The organism is Burkholderia sp. MSMB1589WGS (assembly GCF_001636105.1).
In the GTDB taxonomy this organism is placed as follows: Bacteria; Pseudomonadota; Gammaproteobacteria; order Burkholderiales; family Burkholderiaceae; genus Burkholderia; species Burkholderia humptydooensis.
Window position 1 is genome coordinate 1,454,369 of the sequence record NZ_LNJT01000008.1, and the last position, 16,632, is coordinate 1,471,000.

Here is a 16,632-nt window from a genome sequence, read left to right on the forward strand (position 1 = left end):
CGCGCGATGCGTTGACGTACGTCAATCCCCGCCGAGTGGCGGCTCCTAACCTGATCGCACGATACGTCGCGCGACGCGCTTCGCCGTGCGCGGCCATTGGCACAGGAGAGACAACCATGCATATCGGAAGAATCAGCACCCAGCCCGTCGAATTCTGCACGGTCGATTGCAGCGCGCTCGAATTGGCAGAGCGCATGCGCCACGTTCATGTCGGTGATATCGTCGTGATCGAATACCGCGATGGCGACGCCGTGCCGATCGGCCTTGTCACCGACCGGGATCTCGTCATCGAAGTGATGGCGCGCGGCGAAGATCCGGGCCATGTGACTGCCGGCCAGATCATGTCGCGGGGTCTGATCGTCGTATCGGAGACCGACGAAATTGCCGTCGCACTCGAGGAGATGCGCCGTTCAGGCATTCGCAGGCTGCCGGTCGTCGACGACGCAGGCCGGCTGACCGGAATCGTCACGCTCGACGACATCGTCGAGTATCTTGCGGCGCTGTTCGGCGGAATTGCGGAAGTCAGCAAGCTGCAGCAGGTCGAGGAGCAACGCTTCCGCGCGTAGCCGATCACGTGCGTCACGCTTCGGACGCCGGCAGGGGGAGGGAGCAAGCGCATCGCGGCCGCCCGGTTGGGTGGAGCGGCGAGCATGCGAGTAGACTCTGCACCAAAACCCGAGGAGACAAATCATGCTGATTGGCGTGCCGAAGGAGATCAAGGTCTACGAATATCGCGTCGGCCTGACGCCGGCGGGTGCGCGCGAACTTGCACTGCACGGCCATCAGGTGCTGGTGCAGCGCAGCGCGGGCGCGGCGATCGGCCTGCGGGACGAGGATTACGCGGCGGCCGGCGCGACGCTCGCCGACGACCCGGCCGACGTGTACGCGCGCGCCGACATGATCATCAAGGTCAAGGAGCCGCAGCCGGCCGAATGCGCGATGCTGCGGCGCGGGCAGATCCTGTTCACGTACCTGCATCTCGCGCCCGATCCCGAGCAGGCGGCGGCGCTCGTCAAGTCGCGCGCGGTCTGCATCGCCTACGAAACCGTCACCGCTCCCGGCGGCGGCCTGCCGCTGCTCGCGCCGATGAGCGAGGTGGCCGGCCGCATGTCGATTCAGGTTGCCGCAGCGCATCTCGAAAGTCCCGGTGGCGGAATGGGCCTCCTGATGGCGGGCGTGCCCGGCGTGCCGGCCGCGCACGTCGTCGTGCTCGGCGCGGGCGTCGTCGGCACCTGCGCGCTGCAGATGGCGGTCGGCCTCGGCGCGCGCGTGACCGTGCTCGACACCAGCGTCGATCGCCTGCGCCAGCTCGACCTGATCTTCGGCAACCGGATCGCGACGCTCCATTCGAACGCGCATGCGATCGACGACGCGGTGCGCAACGCGGACGTGGTGATCGGCGCGGTGCTCGTACCGGGCGCGTCCGCGCCGCGGCTCGTCACGCGCGAGATGGTGTCGAAGATGCGCGCCGGCGCGGTCGTCGTCGACGTCGCGATCGATCAGGGCGGCTGCTTCGAGACGTCGCATCCTACGACGCACGCGCAGCCGACCTACGTCGTCGACGGCGTGGTTCACTACTGCGTCGCGAACATGCCCGGCGCGGTCGCGCGCACGTCGACGTTCGCGCTCGGCAATGCGACGATCCGCCATGCGATCGCGCTCGCGAACAAGGGCTGGAAGCGCGCGCTCGCCGACGATCCGTATCTGCGCTCGGGGCTGAACGTCTGCGACGGCCGAGTCACGCACGAAGCGGTCGCGCGCGCGCTCGGTCTCGCCTACATGCACGCGGACGAGATGCTGGACTGAATCGTTGCGCAGCAGCCCGAACGAACGCGGATCGGCCGGCGGGCTGCGCGGCAAACCAGCCCGATGCGCGCCGCGCATGCCCGGCCGTGACGGCGGATTGACGCACATCAATCGCCGGCGTGTTCGAATGCATACGCTGAAATCGTGAGCGGCATCGGCGCGATGCGCGCATGCACGGATCGGAGGCTATTGTGCGGACCGGACATCACTTCTTTCCCGAACTCCGGCATGCAACGGTGCCGACTTACTTCGTCTCCTATCTGTTCCCGCTGCTTCTCGCGGGCTACGAAGCGTACCGCGTCGGATACTGGGTCAGCCGGCACGGCTGGCATTTCAACGAACTGTCCCAGGCGGGCTACGAATTCACGCTGATGCTGATCGTGTTCGCGCTGCAAGTCGTGCTCGACGGGCTGTTCTTCATCACCGCGTGGGTCGGCCGGCATCCGGACGTCGAGCACCGGCTCTCGAACCTGACGTTCGGCATCATCTGCTCGGCGCTCGTGCTCGCATTCGACGTCGTGCTGCAGGTTGTGTTCTGAGCCGCCGCCGCCCGGCCGCAGGCGCTGCGCGCTGCGCGTTGCGCGGCGTCGCGGGCCGCCCGCGGCGAAGCATTTCGCATCGACCGGGAGTCACGGTCTGCATCCCAAAATATCGTCGAGCGACCTCGAACGATGCCGGGGTCGCCGACGCGCGCCAATGTTCACGGCCGCGCCGCGGCGCGTGCGGTGGCCGCCGGGCAGCCGCGGAGCGTCAGCCGGCCTTGATCTCGATCTTTTTCTCGGCCCTGGACGCTTCGGGCGTCTTCGGCAGCGTGACCTTCAGCACGCCCTTGTCGAACGACGCGTCGATCCTGTCGCGGTCGACGCCGTCCGGCACTCGGAAGTACCGCTCGAAAGCGCCGAAGCGACGCTCGTGAACGTAATAGCCCTTGCGCTTTTCTTCTTTCTCTTCGTGTTTTTCGCCGTGAATCGACAGGCCGCCGTTCGAGAGCTTGACCTCGATATCCTTCTCGCTCAGCCCCGGTAATTCCGCGGTGATTTCGTAGGACGTGTCGGTTTCGACGAAGTCGACGGCGGGCTCGGCCGCCCACTCTCGTTCGCGGCGCCAGAACGGCTCGATGTCGAAGATCGCCCGTCGCATCGACGACACGCGCACGCCGTGATCGAAATCGTCGAGCAGGCGATCGATCTCGCGCCGCAGCGTCTCGATCGGGTGCCAGAACGGCGCGGTCAACGAACGCTCCGTGCTTTCCCGCGGCTTCTTGACCGGCAGCTTGGTGGTTTCGCTCATGTCGCACCTCCTTCTCGTCAATGGAGCGTTCATTCTCGGCCGGCACCGGTTGCGATTCTTGACGAAGGTCAACGCTCAAAATGGGGCGGCGAATCGGCTCCGCACGCACGCGCCGCCGCGCGGCCCTCCGCCGTGAACGCGTGCGTCAATACAGCAGATACGCGGCCCGCTCATGCGCGAACGCCGCGTTCTGCGCGTCGACGACCTGCTCGATCTCGTCGAGCGGACGCCCGTCGGCCAACATGTCGGCCACCTTGCGCGAGCCGACCGACGCACGGATCGCATCGATCCGGAACCGGTCCGGATAGCGCCGATGCAGTGCGAGCGCGAGCGCAAGCCCCACGCTGCCGGGCCGCACCGTTCCCGGCAGCCGCTCGATCCGCACGCCTTCGCAGAGCGCGCCGCGGTACGGCCCTTCCGTCGGCACGAACCGGGCCGGCGCGAACGTCGCGTTCAAATGCATCGCGCCGAGGTCGTCCGCGAGCGCGCGGCCATCGATCCACGGCGCGCCGACCACGCGGAACGGCGTCGCGGTGCCCCGTCCGACGCTGATGTCCGCGCCTTCGACGATGCCGACGTCCGGATACAGAGACAGCGCGGCGGCATCGCGCAGATTCGGCGACGGCGGCACCCAGCCGAGCCCGGTATCGCCGTAGCGCATCGTGCGCCGGTAATTTTCCATCGGCACCACGACGAGATCGGCGCCGATGCGAAGCCGATCGTCGAACAGCTTCGCGAGCTCGCCGATCGTCATCCCGGGCGCGAGCGGCAACGGGTAATAGTTCGTGAACGATCCGGTGTCGGCGTCCGACACCGGCCCCCCGGCGACGTCGGCGCCAAGCGGGTCCGGCCGGTCGAGCACGACCACGGGAACGTGCGCGGCCGCCGCCGCCTCGAGCACGTAACCCAGCGTCGCGAGATACGTGAAGAAGCGCACGCCGGCGTCCTGGATGTCGAACACGAGCACGTCGACGTTCGACATCATCGCGGGCGCGATCCGTCGCCGGTTGCCATACAGGCTGTGGACGACGACGTGCGTATCCGCGTCGGTCGCATCGCCGAACGGCGAGTCGACGTCGGTCCCGAGCCCGTGCTCGGGCGCGAAGATCGCGACGAGCCGGGCGCCGGGCGCGTGCGCGAGCAGATCGATCGTGCGCCGGCCGAGCCGGTCGAATCCGCTGCGGTTCGTCACGAGTCCGATTCGCTTGCCGGCCACGGCTGCAAAGCCGTTCGACTCGAGCACGTCGATGCCGGCCAGCACGGGCCCGGCCGAGGCCGGCGCTCGCGCCGCCCGCGCGAGCGCCGCCGCCATCGCGGGCGCTTCCTCGGCGATCCGTTCGGCGGATACGGGTGGCGAGCGGCTCGCGACGATGCCGAGCACCTGTTCGCGCAGCGGCGCCGCGTCGCCGCGTTCGTCCGGATAGAGGCGGCTCGTCAGGACGATCACGAAGCGATGCGTGACGAGATCGATCCAGAGACCGGTGCCCGTATAGCCGAGGTGCCGCAGCAGACCGACCGGCGGCAGCCGATAGCGATTCGCGGCGAGCGGCGGCTGCAGTTCCCAGCCGGCCGTGCGCGCATCGCCTTCGGCGTCGAGCGTGGCCGGCGTCTCGAGCGCGGCCACGCTCGCGCGGCTCAGCACGCGCGCCGCGCCGATCGCGCCGCCGTTCAGCAGCATCCGTGCGAAGCGTGCGAGATCGTCGGCGCTGGCGAACAGGCCGGCATTGCCGGCGACGCCCGTCATTGCCGCGGCGATCGGGTCGTGCACGCGGCCCCTGAGCAGGCGGCCGTCGCGAACGGCGGTCGGCGCGACGCGCGAGATCGCCGCGGCGCGGGGCCGGAACGTCGCGGTCGCCATGCGAAGCGGCGCGAAGACATGCTTCGCGCACCATGCATCGAGCGGCCGACCGGTCACGCGCTCGACGATCTCGCCAAGCGCCACGTAGTTGACGTCGCTGTAGATCACGCGCGTTCCCGGCGGCGCCACGGGCGACATTCGCGCGATATCGGCGAGCACCGCCGCCCGGCTGCGCAGCGCCCGCGTCGACGTCACGCCGGCGGGCAAGCCGGACGTGTGCGCGAGCAACTGCCGGACCGTCACGCCGGCCTTGCCCTGCGCGGCGAAAGCGGGCCAGTAGCGTGCGGCCGGCGCATCCAGCGCGAGCCGGCCTTGCTCCGCAAGCTGCATGACCGCCGTGGCGGTCGCGACGACTTTCGTGAGCGAGGCGAGATCGAACACGGTGTCGGCCGTCATCGCTTCGGCGGCCGGCCCCGTCATGCGCCAGCCGCGAGCCACGCGCTCGCGCACGCCGCCGGCGTCGCCCGTCACGACGACCGCGCCCGTAATGTGGCCGTCGGCGATCTCCGCGTCGATCGCGGCGCCGATCGCGACGGCCGCCGATTGCGGCGCGGGGTGGCGGCCCGCGTCGGCATGCGCGCCCGGCGGCGCCGACACCGGCGATGCCAGCATCAGCGCGCCGCTCAATGCGGCAACGCAGCGGAATCGTAGCGATTGTGCGGATTCCATACCATCCATCCGTCCGTGCCCGCCGCTTCGGCGGCGTCGATTTGCACGCGAATCTCGTCGGCGCCGAATGTGCGGCGATCGAACGCGTAGTCGCGAAAAGCCTGTAGCCACGGCCGGAAGCGCACGCCGGCAAGCCCGGTGCGGCGCATGGCTTTCGCCAGCGAGCGGCGGACGATCTCGCCGGGCCGCTCGGTCGGCTTCCTGACGCCCGGCACGCCCCACGCGAAGCCGGACGGATACAGCATCGGCGAAATGTAGTCGACCGTGCGCCCGAGCGTCTCGAGCCGCTGGCCGATGCGCGTATCGTTTGAATTCCAGCAGACATAGCCGAAGATGTCGACCGACAGATAGACGTTGTACGGCCGCAGTCGCGCCCGCGCACCCATCAGAAAGCCGGTGATCGCCGCGACGCGGTTCGATTCGGTGTTGGGCTCGCCGAACCGCAGGCCGTTCGCGTCCGGGAAGCGCAAGTAGTCGAACTGGATTTCGTCGAAGCCCATGCGGGCTGCTTCTTCCGCGAGATCGTAGTGGTGCTCCCAGGCTCCGCGCACGGTCGGATCGATCCAGCGCTGGCGCTCCCGATCGCGCCAGACCGCGCCGGCGGCATCGCGCACCGCCCAATCCGGGTGCGCGGCCGCGAGCGGATCGTCCTTGAACACGACGATCCGTGCGATCAGATAAAGGCCGCGTGCGTGCAGCGCGCGCACCAGCGCAGATAGATCGATCGCGCGCGGCGCGGCGTCGCGCCGAACGGCTGCTGCGCCGATCGATTCGCGCGCCGCGCTGCGATACGGCGTCGCTCCGTCATCTCCTTTCACGTCGATCACGAGCGCATTGATCGCGGTCTTGCCGGGCAGCGCGAGGACGGCGTCGCGCAGCGCCCGGTTCGCAACGCCGAACGCGGACAGATAAACCGCTTTGGGACGCAGCGGCATCATGCGCACGATGCGCGCCGCGTCCCCGTCGCGCAATGCGGTTTCCGCGCGCGCGTAGCCGGGCGCCGTCACGCTCATCGTCGTGGCGGCTCCGCCGGCCGCGGCCGGCACGGCGAGCTTGCCGTCCGCCGCAGTGATTCGGGCCGTGCCCGATGCGTAGGCGGTCGCGCCCGCAAGCGGGCGACCGCTCGCGGCATCGACGACGGTAATCGCGACCGTCGCCGCGTGGCCCGGCAGCCAGACCAGCAGGCACAGGATCGCAATGGCGGCGCGGCTAGCCATGACCGCCTCACGCGGCGCGCGACGCGCCGCGCGGATCAAGAGGAAAGACTCTCATGGGAGCCTCGCCAGACGTTTTTCAGCCAGTTTCATTGTTGGTCGTTCTGGCGCACTGAGGCAGATCAATCATCCGGTCGGCAGGGTTTTCCGCGACGACGCGCGCGACGGCCCGAATTCCGATACCCGCCATCGTCATCTCCGCATCACGCTGACGTCACGCTCGAACCTTACAGTCCGCTTGGGAATTCCCATGCCGAGGAGGGGCTCGATGTCCGGCGTCACCGGCGCGCGTCGCATGCGCGTCCGGCGGCGCGCGCGTGCATCGCCGGTTCATCGCTCGGTCAATTCAGAACAAGGACTCCGGAACATGAACTCTCGCCGCAGATTTCTGCAAGGCGCCGCATCCACCGGCATCGCGGCCGCCACGCTGGCCGCGTTCCCGCCCAGCATTCGCCGCGCGCTCGCCATTCCCGCCAACAACCGGACCGGCACCATTCGGGATGTCGAGCACATCGTCATCCTGATGCAGGAAAACCGCTCGTTCGACAACTACTTCGGCACGCTGCGCGGCGTGCGCGGCTTCGGCGACCGCTTCGGCATTCCGCTGCCCAACGCGCCGACGGTCTGGCAGCAGCGCAACGCGGCGGGCGCGCCGGTATTGCCGTACCACCTGGACGGCAGCAAGGGCAACGCGCAGCGCGTGAGCGGCACGCCGCACTCGTGGGACGACGGCCAGAATGCGTGGGACGGCGGGCGCATGTACCAGTGGCCGCGCTACAAGAACACGGCATCGATGGGTTACTTCCGGGAGAGCGAGCTGCCGTTCCAGTTCGCGCTCGCGAATGCGTTCACGATCTGCGACGCCTACCACTGCTCGATGCACGCGGGCACCAACTCCAACCGCCTGTTCATGTGGACCGGCACCAACGGCCCGACCGGCGCGGGCGTGGCCTCGGTGGTGAACGAATGGGACGACATCGGTCCTTCCACGCTCGGCTACGAGTGGAAGACCTATCCCGAGCGCCTGCAGGAAGCCGGCGTGAGCTGGAAGGTCTACCAGAACATGCCCGACAACTTCACCGACAACTCGCTCGCCGGCTTCAAGCAATACCGGCGCGCGAACGAGGCGTCGGGCAAGCCGGTGAGCAACAGCGACAAGGTGGTTTCGCCCGCGTATGATCCGGCGAGCGACGACGTGCGCAACCCGCTGTACAAGGGCATCGCCAACACGATGCCCGACGGCGGTTTTCTCGGCGCTTTCAAGGAAGACGTCCGCAACGGCAAGCTGCCGCAGGTGTCGTGGGTGGTGGCGCCGGCCGCGTATTCCGAGCACCCCGGCCCGTCGAGCCCGGTGCAGGGCGCGTGGTACATCCAGGAGACGCTCGATGCGCTCACCGCGATGCCCGACGTCTGGAGCAAGACCGTGCTGCTCGTGAACTTCGACGAGAACGACGGCTACTTCGACCACGTGCCTTCGCCGTCGGCGCCTTCGCTGAACCCGGACGGCACGCCGGCCGGCAAGACCACGCTGTCCGACGCCGACATCGCGTTCGAGCGCTTCACCCACCCGAAGCCGCCGGGCACCAAGAGCCAGCCGCAGCCCGACGCTCGCGTGTATGGCCCCGGCGTGCGCGTGCCGATGTACGTGATCTCGCCGTGGAGCCGCGGCGGCTGGGTCAACTCGCAGGTATTCGACCACACGTCGACCCTGCGCTTCATCGAGGCGCGCTTCGGCGTGCGCGAGCCCAACATCTCCGCGTTCCGCCGCGCGGTATGCGGCGATCTGACGAGCGCCTTCAACTTCGTGCAACCGAACGACGAGCCGCTGCCCACGCTCGCCGGCCGCAAGACCCAGGCCCAGGCCGATGCGCTGCGCGCCGCGCAGCAGCAGATGCCGCAGATCGTGCCGCCCGCGAACGGCCAGTTGCCGCGCCAGGCGGCGGGCACGCGGCCTTCGCGCGCATTGCCGTACGAGCTGCACGTCAATGCCGTCGCCGGGACGCTCGACGGCACGCTGCGCCTCGTATTCGCCAACACGGGTCAGGCCGCGGCCGTGTTCCACGTCTACGACAAGCTGAATCTGGGCCGCCTGCCGCGCCGCTACACGGTCGAGGCCGGCAGGCAGCTCGACGACGTGTGGGCCGCCATGACCGACAACGCGGGCAAGTACGACCTGTGGGTGCTCGGGCCCAACGGCTTTCACCGCCACTTCACCGGCGACCTGAACCGCTTGCGCGCGGGCGGCGCTCCCGCGCCCGAAGTGCGGGTGGAGTACGACAGGAAGCACGGCAACGTGCAATTGCTGTTGCGCAACGAAGGGTCGCGCGAGTGCGTGTTTACCGTGCGCGCGAAGGCGTACCGCAACGATGGCCCGTGGACCTTCAAGGTCAAGGGCGGCGCCGGGCGCAAGCACCACTGGAAGCTGGACGACAGCGGCAACTGGTACGACTTCGTCGTGACCTGCGACGCCGACGCCGGCTACGCGCGCCGCTTTGCCGGCCGGGTGGAAACCGGCGAGCATTCCGTCAGCGATCCGGCGATGGGAATGGGCGACCGGTTCTGAGTGGACACTGCGGCGGCTCGGGCAGACGCGCTGTCTGTCGATTGCGTCTGCCCGGCGCGCCGGGGGAGTGCGCGTCCGTCGATTCGCGGACGAGACGCCGATTCGGTATGGATCGACGGCGCATCGTTCACCGCCTCGGGCGATCGCCAGTCCGGCGTCGGCCAACACGTGCCGCATCGCGCGGGGGCGACGGTCAATGCGCCATTGCGATATCGCGACGCGACGTCCCGATGCGCATTCGCCCCGTGCCGTATCCGGCCGCGCATCGTCAGCGCTCGCGGCATGACAACCGCGTGCGACACCGTGCGCAACGGATACGCCGCACGTTCACTCGCCGATCAGATGCAGCACCACATCACGCCGATGCGGCGCGCGCCGATGCTCGAACAGATAGATGCCCTGCCACGCGCCGAGCACCATGCGCCCATGCTCGACGGGAATCGATAGCTGCACCTGCGTGAGCGCCGTGCGCAGATGCGCCGGCATGTCGTCGGCGCCTTCGGTGTCGTGCTCGTAGCGCGTATCGTCCTCGGGCGCGAGGGCCGCGAAATATCGCTCGAGGTCGCGCTGCACCGATGGGTCCGCGTTCTCCTGGATCAGCAGCGAAGCGGACGTGTGCCGGCAGAACACGGTGAGCAGGCCCGTGCTGATCGACTGCAATTCGACGAACGCGCGCACTTGCGGCGTGAACTCGACGAGACCGCATCCGCGCGCCTCGACGGTGATGTGTTGAATCGACTGTTGCATGGCGATGGGCGTAGAGGGTTCATACCAGCGGGTTCATACCAGCGCGGCGAAGCCGATGGATTCGATCTGCTCGGCATCGGTCGGGCGGACGACGCGCGCCACTTCGGCGCCGTCGCGCAGGAACACCAGCGTCGGCCAGAGCTTGATCCCGAACGAGCGGCCGAGCGGCCGGCCGGGGCCGTCTTCGATTTTCAGGTGTCGAACCTCGGCGTGCGCGGAAAACGCGTCGCGAATTGCGGGCTGGGCGCCCGCGCAGATGCCGCACCAGTTGGCGCCGAATTCGATGACGGTCGCGCCGGCGAGCGCATCGACTTCCGCGCGCGTGGGCGCGTCGGCGGCATAGGCTTGTGGAGGGGTCATCATGGCTCCGTGGGCTTGGCAAAGGCATGGTTGCGTCGTGTCGTGGCCGTCGTCGAGGCCAGCGGTTTTACTGTAGTCGAAAAAGGGCGCGATTACACGGGGCGTTGCCCGGCTCGCCGCCGCGACGCGTGACGTATCCGTCGATCTTGCAAGAAGCGAACCCGGACCGGGCGATGGGACGGGCGTTTCTTCAACGTCGGCAAGCGGCGGGCCGGGAATCTTGTCGACGGAATGCAAATCCGTCGCGTTGGCGCGAGAGCAAACTACGATCACGACTTGGGGGCGGTGCGGCGAGCGTTTTCTCGATGCGGAGCCTAGAATGGGCTGTAGCGTCTGCACCTTGGTGCGAAACCAGCCGATTTTTCCTCCTGCTAGCGACCGAAGCGGACATGAATATTCACAACGCACACTTCATTCGCCCGGCGCTGGGCGCACTTTGCATCGCTTCGCTGGCGTCGCTTCATGGGTGCGGCGGCGAGGCATGCTTCGGTTTCGACGGTTGCTTCAACGATGGCGGCGTGCAGACCGTCACGCTGTCCGGCACCGCCGCCACCGGCCGGGCGCTCGCCAGCGCGACGGTCAACGTCGACTGCGCACAGGGCTCGGCCGCGACGCTGTCCGACGGCGGCGGCCACTATGGCGTCACGTTCGACGCCACACTCCCCTGTGTCATCACCGTGACCTCCGGCGGCGCGAGCCTGCATTCGCTGGCATACGCCGGCGGCACGTTCAATACGACGCCCGAGACCGAGCTGATGCTCGTCTACCTCGCTGCGCAGCTTGGCACGAGCGCGGCCCGCTTGGTCGGCGATCTGCCGAACAATTCGCGCTTTCAGCAGACGCTGGAGAATCAGACCGATGTGCTGGCCGCGCAAACGGCCGTCGTCGCGAACCTCCAGCAGCGCTATGCGGTCACGTTCGCGACGCCGGCGTTTTTGACGACGCCGTTTTTTGTCGGACAGCCGGGTGTCGACGGCGACCTCGGCGCGCTCGCGAACGCGGGCGCGATCGACGCCAACGGCATGCCCGATGCCGCCGCCGTGTCGCTGCTGCAACAGGCGGGCGCCGCGCATCCGCTGTGAGCGCCCGATTCGCCTCCGTGACGACATACCGCCGTTGCGCCAGCGTGACATGCCGCCCGATGGACGCCGCATCGCCGCCATGCCGTATCCGTATCCCGGGATTGCGTCCGCTCTCGAACGCCACCGTCGCCCAGCGCGGAATCCAGTCGTATCGCCGGAGCTTCGCGCCGTCGCATCGAATCACTTCGAGACGCCGCCTGGTCAGCACGACGCAGTCGTAATCGACGGCGTGCCGCGCATACATCAAGAAGCGCCCGCCGATGGCGACGGCTTCGCCGATCGCGAACGGCGTCGCGATCGCCGGCGTGAGCGCGGCCAGCACGCCCATCGACAGCAACGACTGGCGCGGCGACAACGCGCAATTCCGCCGCAGCATCCACACCTGGCGATTCGCGTTCGCACGCGCATACCGCCGCGTCTTGCCCATGTACGTCGGCAGCGCGACCCGGAACAGGAAGTACGCCTGCATCAGTCCGAACGCGAATGCGCCGATCGTCGCGATCTGATCCATGATCGACGACGCGCCGGCGATGTGAATCGCGAAGATCGACAGGTCCATGCGGGGCCCATCTGCGTCGAGAGCGGCGCGTACATCGTCCAGCCGGCGGCCGGCGCGCCGCCCGGCACGAAGAACGAGCCGATCAGCAGCGCGCTCGACACCGGCAGCAGCCAGAAGCTGGAGTTGTTCATCCGCGCGAATCATCAGTGCCATCACGCCGCCGATCATCAGATTGATGACCGAGAACAGCAGATACAGCGTGCCGATGTCCTTGTGATTCGTCGCGAACAGCCAGCGGCATCAGCCGGTCGGTATGGGATGCGCGACGGCATCGAGGTCCGCCGCGTCGGTCGTCGTTTCGCTCATCGTGTGCTTGCCTCGTTCTCGTGATTCCGGAGCACGGATTCGCGCGCCGCGCGCATCGCCGGCATCCGCTGCGCGCGATGCGGGCGCGGCCCGATGTGCGATCCGTATGTAAATAGACAGACCCTAGAACAACTGCCCCTGCCCGGAGATCACCGACTCGAAATCGTCGCGCACGAACGGAAGAATCGCGTCGGCGACGGGCTGAAGCTGCCGGCTCACGTAGAACGCGTAATCGATCGGCATGCGAAGCGTCTCGAGCGGCTCGGGGCCGGCCGTCGTCATCACGTAGCTGATCCATCCGCCGCGCTGGTACTGGAGCGGGCGCCCCTGTTCGCGGTTGAACGCGTCGGCGACGCGCGCGGCGCGCACGTGCGGCGGCACGTTGCGCTCGTAATCGCGAAGCGGCCGGCGCAGCCGCTTGCGGTAGACGAGCTGCCCGTCGAATTCGCCGGCGAGCGTGCGGCGCACGTATTCGCGGATGAAAGCGCGATACGGCTCGCGCTTGAAGACGAGCCGGTACAGCTCCCGCTGGAACTGCTGCGCGAGCGGCGTCCAGTCGGTCCGCACGGTTTCGAGGCCCTTGAACACGACGTCCTCGCCGCCATGCGCCGCGATGACGAGGCCCGCGTAGCGTTTCTTGCTGCCTTCCTCCGCGCCGCGCACGGTCGGCATCAGGAAGCGATGGTAGTGCCGCTCGTACTGGAGCTCGAGCGCGCTGTCGAGCCCGAAGCGCTCCGCCAGGTGCGCGTGCCACCAGCCGTTGACGTGCCCGACGAGCGCGCGGCCGATGCGGTCCGCTTCGTCGCCGGCGTGCGCGCGCTTGAGCCAGACGAACGTCGAATCGGTGTCGCCGTAGATCACGTCGTAGCCTTGCGCCTCGATCAGCTCGCGCGTCTTGTGCATGATCTCGTGGCCGCGCATCGTGATCGACGACGCGAGCCGCGGATCGAAGAACCGGCATCCGGACGAGCCGAGCACGCCGTAGAACGCGTTCATGATGATCTTCAGCGCCTGCGACAGCGGCTGATTGCGCTGGCGCTTCGCGAGCTCGCGGCCTTCCCAGACGCGGCGCACGATGTCCGGCAGGCAATGGCGGCTGCGCGAGAAGCGCGCGCCGAGAAAGCCGGGCACCGATTCGGCGTCTTCGGGATGGGCGGCGCCTTCGATGAGCCCGACGGGATCGATCAGGAAGCTGCGGATGATCGACGGATACAGGCTCTTGTAATCGAGCACGAGCACCGAATCGTAGAGGCCGGGCCGCGAATCCATCACGAAGCCGCCGGGACTCGTGTCGCCGGTCACGTCGCCGAGGTTCGGCGCGACGTAGCCGAGCCGGTGCATCCTCGGCATGTACAGATGCGTGAACGCGGCGACCGAGCCGCCGATGCGGTCGGCCGGCAGCCCGGTGACGGCCGCGCGCTCGAGCATGAACGGCAGCAGGTCCGCCTTCTCGAAAATGCGCGTGACGAGCTCGCAGTCCTTCAGGTTGTAGCGCGCGAGCGCGGGCTTGTCGCAATCGAAACGGCGCTGGATTTCGTCCATGCGCTGGTACGGATTGTCGATCGCCTTGCCTTCGCCGAGCAGCGCCTGCGCGACGTATTCGAGGCTGAACGACGGAAAGGTCCACGTCGCGGATTTCAGCGCGTCGATGCCGTCGATCACGAGCCTCCCGGCCGCCGCCGCGAAGAAATGGTCGGGCTGCTGGCCGTGCGCGCGCCAGTCGAGCACGCCGCCGCCGCGGCCGAGCCGCAACGGCACGCGGTACTGCACGGCGTGCGCCTGCAGTACGCGCAAGTCGAACTGCACGAGGTTCCAGCCGATGATCGCGTCCGGATCGTGCCGCGCGAGCCAGTCGTTCAGCCGCTCGATCAGCGCCGGCCGGCTGTCGCAGTAGTCGAGCCGGAAATCGACGTCGCGCGCGTCGCCGTTCGCCGGCCCGAGCATGAAGACCTGCCGCTCGCCGCATCCCTCGAGCGCGATCGAATAGAGCTCGCCCTGCGCGCTCGTCTCGATGTCGAGCGACACGCAGCGCAGCGCCGGACGATAGTCGCCGCCGGGTTTCAGTTCGCCGTCGCGCAGCGCGCCATTGTCATCTCCATTGCCGTCGCCGTCGGGCGCGCCGCGAAACCGGACGGGCGCGGTGATGAAGCGCTCCATCATGTAGCGCTCCGGCGGCAGGACGTCGGCTTCGTAGACGTCGACGCCCGACTGGCTCAGGCGCTTCTTCAGCGCGGCGAGGCGGCGGTATCGGCGGCAATAGAGTCCGACGACCGGGCGTCGGCGGAAATCGCGCAGCGCAAGCGGGCGCAGCACGGCGTCCGGGGCGCCCTGAACGCCCTGAAGCGCGCGCTCGGCCTGCTCCTGCTGCTCGGCAGGGATGAACGCGACCGATTCCTGCGCGCGCAGGCGGACCCGGCGCGCACCGCGCGCGGTCGCCAGCCAGAACTCGACCTCGGTGCCCTGCGCCGTGTCCCGCCAGTGGCGGGTGAGAATGAAGCCCTCTTCGAATTCCGTCAAAACGGGTTCTCTATCTGCTCTATCTGTCGACATGCCGCTGCGGGATTGTAGCGCCGGGGGGCGCGCGTGCGGCGTGCGGCCGCCGATTCGGTCGACGAGCGCGGTCGCCGTGGTTCGGCCGCTCGGGAACGTTCGCCGGATTGGGCGTTTGCCTAATATATAACGTCAGGCATGCTTCGCAGCCATGCATTCGCCCGATGAATCCCTGGGGCGACGTGCCTACCATACGCATCACACGATACAAACGATCCGGAGACACGCATGAACCCTCTCTCGTCCGCTGCGGCACGGCCCGCATCGGAACCGCTGAACGACGGCTATCGCAAGGTCACGTTGCGGCTGATCCCGTTGATCTTCGTCTGCTACCTGTTCAACTACCTCGACCGCGTGAACGTCGGCTTCGCGAAGCTGCAGATGCTGGGCGACCTGAACATGAGCGAGACCGTCTACGGTCTCGGCGCGGGCATCTTCTTCGTCGGCTACGTGCTCGCGGGCGTGCCGAGCAATCTGGTGTTGCGGCGCGTCGGCGCGCGCGCGTGGATCGCGATCATCATGATCGTGTGGGGCGCGCTGTCGTCGGCGCTGCTGCTCGTGAAGACGCCGGCGTCGTTCTATACGCTGCGCTTCTTCACCGGCATCGCGGAAGCCGGGTTCTTCCCGGGCATGGTGCTGTATCTGACGCAATGGTTCAGCGCCGAGCACCGCGGCCGCGCGATCGCGCTCTTCATGTCGGCGATCCCGATCTCCGGCGTGATCGGCGGCCCGCTGTCGGGCTGGATGCTCGATCGCTTCTCGGCGGGCCAAGGCGGGCTCGCCGGCTGGCAGTGGCTGTTCCTGTTGCAGGGCGCGCCGACGATCGTGCTCGGCGCCGCGGTGTTCGTGTTTCTCGAGGACCGGATCGACGACGCGCGCTGGCTGTCGGGCGACGAGAAGGCCGCGCTCACCCGCGCGATCGCGACGACGGCCGCCGACGCCGCCCTCGCATCGTCCGGCCGGCCGCACACGTTGCGCGACATCCTGCTGAACGCCTCCGTGTGGAAATTCGGCGTCGTCTATTTCAGCATCCAGATGGGCGTGTACGCGATCAACTTCTGGCTGCCGTCGATCATCCGCTCGCTCGGCGTCGGCGGTAGCGGCGCGATCGGCTGGCTGAGCGCGATCCCGTACCTGTTCGCGTGCGTCGCGATGATCGCCGTCGGCAAATCGGCCGATGCGCGGCAGGAGCGCCGCTGGCATCTGAGCGTGCCGATGGCGGTCGGCGTCGCGGGGCTGCTGATGGCCGCGCAATCGGGCAACGCGATCGTGCCCGCGATGATCGGCCTCGTGCTCGCGACGGCCGGCGCGCTCACCGCGCTCGCGATGTTCTGGCCGCTGCCGACGCTCGTGCTGACGGGTACGGCCGCGGCGGGCGGCGTCGCGCTGATCAACTCGCTCGGGCAGGTTGCCGGCTTCGTGAGCCCCTACATCGTCGGCTGGATCAAGGACGCGACGCAGCGCACCGATCTCGCGCTCTACATCCTGTCGAGCACGATGGTCGTCGGCATCGTGCTCGTGATGCGCACGCACGCGCGACGCGCCGGCCGCTGACGCGGGCCACGCCGCGCGTTTCGTCATTGCATGCTGAGCGCGCGAGCCGCGCGCGTCACCCGTCACCGAAGAGG

The 16,632-nt window shown here is 68.3% G+C and carries 12 protein-coding genes and 2 pseudogenes; 6 read left to right on the top strand and 8 right to left on the bottom strand.

Annotated features, from left to right (window positions below; translation table 11 throughout):
* The first annotated feature begins 116 nt into the window (after nucleotides 1–116).
* From WT16_RS24175 to WT16_RS24185, 3 genes are all read left to right on the top strand, one after another.
* Nucleotides 117–566 carry a CBS domain-containing protein gene (locus tag WT16_RS24175; protein ID WP_006028440.1) on the top strand — a complete coding sequence of 150 codons (450 nt, stop codon included), beginning with the start codon at nucleotides 117–119 and terminating at the stop codon, nucleotides 564–566.
* Between the two features lie 124 nt (nucleotides 567–690).
* Nucleotides 691–1,806, top strand: a complete 1,116-nt coding sequence (ald, locus tag WT16_RS24180; protein WP_006028441.1) for an alanine dehydrogenase — start codon at nucleotides 691–693, stop codon at nucleotides 1,804–1,806.
* 191 nt (nucleotides 1,807–1,997) lie between these two features.
* Nucleotides 1,998–2,345, top strand: a complete 348-nt coding sequence (locus tag WT16_RS24185) for a hypothetical protein (RefSeq protein ID WP_015602628.1) — start codon at nucleotides 1,998–2,000, stop codon at nucleotides 2,343–2,345.
* Between the two features lie 211 nt (nucleotides 2,346–2,556).
* Here the strand turns inward: WT16_RS24185 and WT16_RS24190 are convergent, their stop codons facing one another.
* The 3 genes from WT16_RS24190 to WT16_RS24200 form a co-directional block, all read right to left on the bottom strand.
* Nucleotides 2,557–3,096, bottom strand: coding sequence for an Hsp20/alpha crystallin family protein (locus tag WT16_RS24190; RefSeq protein ID WP_006028443.1), 540 nt, complete (start codon nucleotides 3,094–3,096; stop codon nucleotides 2,557–2,559).
* A 145-nt stretch (nucleotides 3,097–3,241) separates the two neighbouring features.
* Nucleotides 3,242–5,623 carry an exo-beta-N-acetylmuramidase NamZ domain-containing protein gene (locus WT16_RS24195; protein WP_063534394.1) on the bottom strand — a complete coding sequence of 794 codons (2,382 nt, stop codon included), beginning with the start codon at nucleotides 5,621–5,623 and terminating at the stop codon, nucleotides 3,242–3,244.
* Nucleotides 5,578–6,840 (bottom strand): putative glycoside hydrolase, encoded by a 1,263-nt coding sequence (locus WT16_RS24200; protein ID WP_063534954.1) that lies wholly within the window; start codon nucleotides 6,838–6,840, stop codon nucleotides 5,578–5,580. Before WT16_RS24200 ends, WT16_RS24195 begins: the two co-directional genes overlap by 46 nt.
* 364 nt (nucleotides 6,841–7,204) lie before the next feature.
* Between WT16_RS24200 and WT16_RS24205 the strand changes: the two genes are divergently transcribed.
* Nucleotides 7,205–9,400: a phospholipase C, phosphocholine-specific gene (locus WT16_RS24205; protein ID WP_063534395.1), complete on the top strand. Its 2,196-nt coding sequence runs from the start codon at nucleotides 7,205–7,207 to the stop codon at nucleotides 9,398–9,400.
* Between the two features lie 327 nt (nucleotides 9,401–9,727).
* Here WT16_RS24205 and WT16_RS24210 read toward each other — a convergent pair whose 3' ends face one another.
* Together WT16_RS24210 and WT16_RS24215 are read right to left on the bottom strand one after the other, a co-directional pair.
* Nucleotides 9,728–10,147 carry a secondary thiamine-phosphate synthase enzyme YjbQ gene (locus WT16_RS24210; protein WP_006028448.1) on the bottom strand — a complete coding sequence of 140 codons (420 nt, stop codon included), beginning with the start codon at nucleotides 10,145–10,147 and terminating at the stop codon, nucleotides 9,728–9,730.
* 33 nt (nucleotides 10,148–10,180) lie between these two features.
* Nucleotides 10,181–10,507 (bottom strand): thioredoxin family protein, encoded by a 327-nt coding sequence (locus WT16_RS24215; RefSeq protein WP_009917547.1) that lies wholly within the window; start codon nucleotides 10,505–10,507, stop codon nucleotides 10,181–10,183.
* Between the two features lie 389 nt (nucleotides 10,508–10,896).
* Between WT16_RS24215 and WT16_RS24220 the strand changes: the two genes are divergently transcribed.
* On the top strand, nucleotides 10,897–11,589 hold the full coding sequence (locus WT16_RS24220; RefSeq protein WP_006028450.1) for a hypothetical protein: 693 nt from the start codon (nucleotides 10,897–10,899) through the stop codon (nucleotides 11,587–11,589).
* Here WT16_RS24220 and WT16_RS35165 read toward each other — a convergent pair.
* From WT16_RS35165 to WT16_RS24235, 3 genes and pseudogenes are all read right to left on the bottom strand, one after another.
* Nucleotides 11,576–11,980, bottom strand: a pseudogene (locus tag WT16_RS35165) (DUF2244 domain-containing protein); the annotation flags it as partial. The gene WT16_RS24220 and the pseudogene WT16_RS35165 overlap by 14 nt on opposite strands.
* A gap of 117 nt (nucleotides 11,981–12,097) precedes the next feature.
* A pseudogene (locus WT16_RS32615) lies at nucleotides 12,098–12,379 on the bottom strand (cbb3-type cytochrome c oxidase subunit I); the annotation flags it as partial.
* Between the two features lie 198 nt (nucleotides 12,380–12,577).
* A complete protein-coding gene (locus WT16_RS24235; RefSeq protein ID WP_063534397.1) occupies nucleotides 12,578–14,971 on the bottom strand; it encodes a DNA polymerase II in 2,394 nt (797 codons plus the stop codon).
* Nucleotides 14,972–15,232: 261 nt separating this feature from the next.
* Between WT16_RS24235 and WT16_RS24240 the strand changes: the two genes are divergently transcribed.
* Entirely contained in the window at nucleotides 15,233–16,558 is a 1,326-nt protein-coding gene (locus tag WT16_RS24240) for an MFS transporter (protein WP_063534398.1), read from the top strand.
* Nucleotides 16,559–16,632 lie beyond the last annotated feature (74 nt).

Bases quoted from the DNA above. Each gene is read 5' to 3' on its own strand.
- WT16_RS24175 (WP_006028440.1), top strand. From the start codon at position 117: ATGCATATCGGAAGAATCAGCACCCAGCCCGTCGAATTCTGCACGGTC.
- ald (WP_006028441.1), top strand. From the start codon at position 691: ATGCTGATTGGCGTGCCGAAGGAGATCAAGGTCTACGAATATCGCGTC.
- WT16_RS24190 (WP_006028443.1), bottom strand. From the start codon at position 3,096: ATGAGCGAAACCACCAAGCTGCCGGTCAAGAAGCCGCGGGAAAGCACG.
- WT16_RS24195 (WP_063534394.1), bottom strand. From the start codon at position 5,623: ATGGAATCCGCACAATCGCTACGATTCCGCTGCGTTGCCGCATTGAGC.
- WT16_RS24200 (WP_063534954.1), bottom strand. From the start codon at position 6,840: ATGGCTAGCCGCGCCGCCATTGCGATCCTGTGCCTGCTGGTCTGGCTG.
- WT16_RS24205 (WP_063534395.1), top strand. From the start codon at position 7,205: ATGAACTCTCGCCGCAGATTTCTGCAAGGCGCCGCATCCACCGGCATC.
- WT16_RS24210 (WP_006028448.1), bottom strand. From the start codon at position 10,147: ATGCAACAGTCGATTCAACACATCACCGTCGAGGCGCGCGGATGCGGT.
- WT16_RS24215 (WP_009917547.1), bottom strand. From the start codon at position 10,507: ATGACCCCTCCACAAGCCTATGCCGCCGACGCGCCCACGCGCGCGGAA.
- WT16_RS24220 (WP_006028450.1), top strand. From the start codon at position 10,897: ATGAATATTCACAACGCACACTTCATTCGCCCGGCGCTGGGCGCACTT.
- WT16_RS24240 (WP_063534398.1), top strand. From the start codon at position 15,233: ATGAACCCTCTCTCGTCCGCTGCGGCACGGCCCGCATCGGAACCGCTG.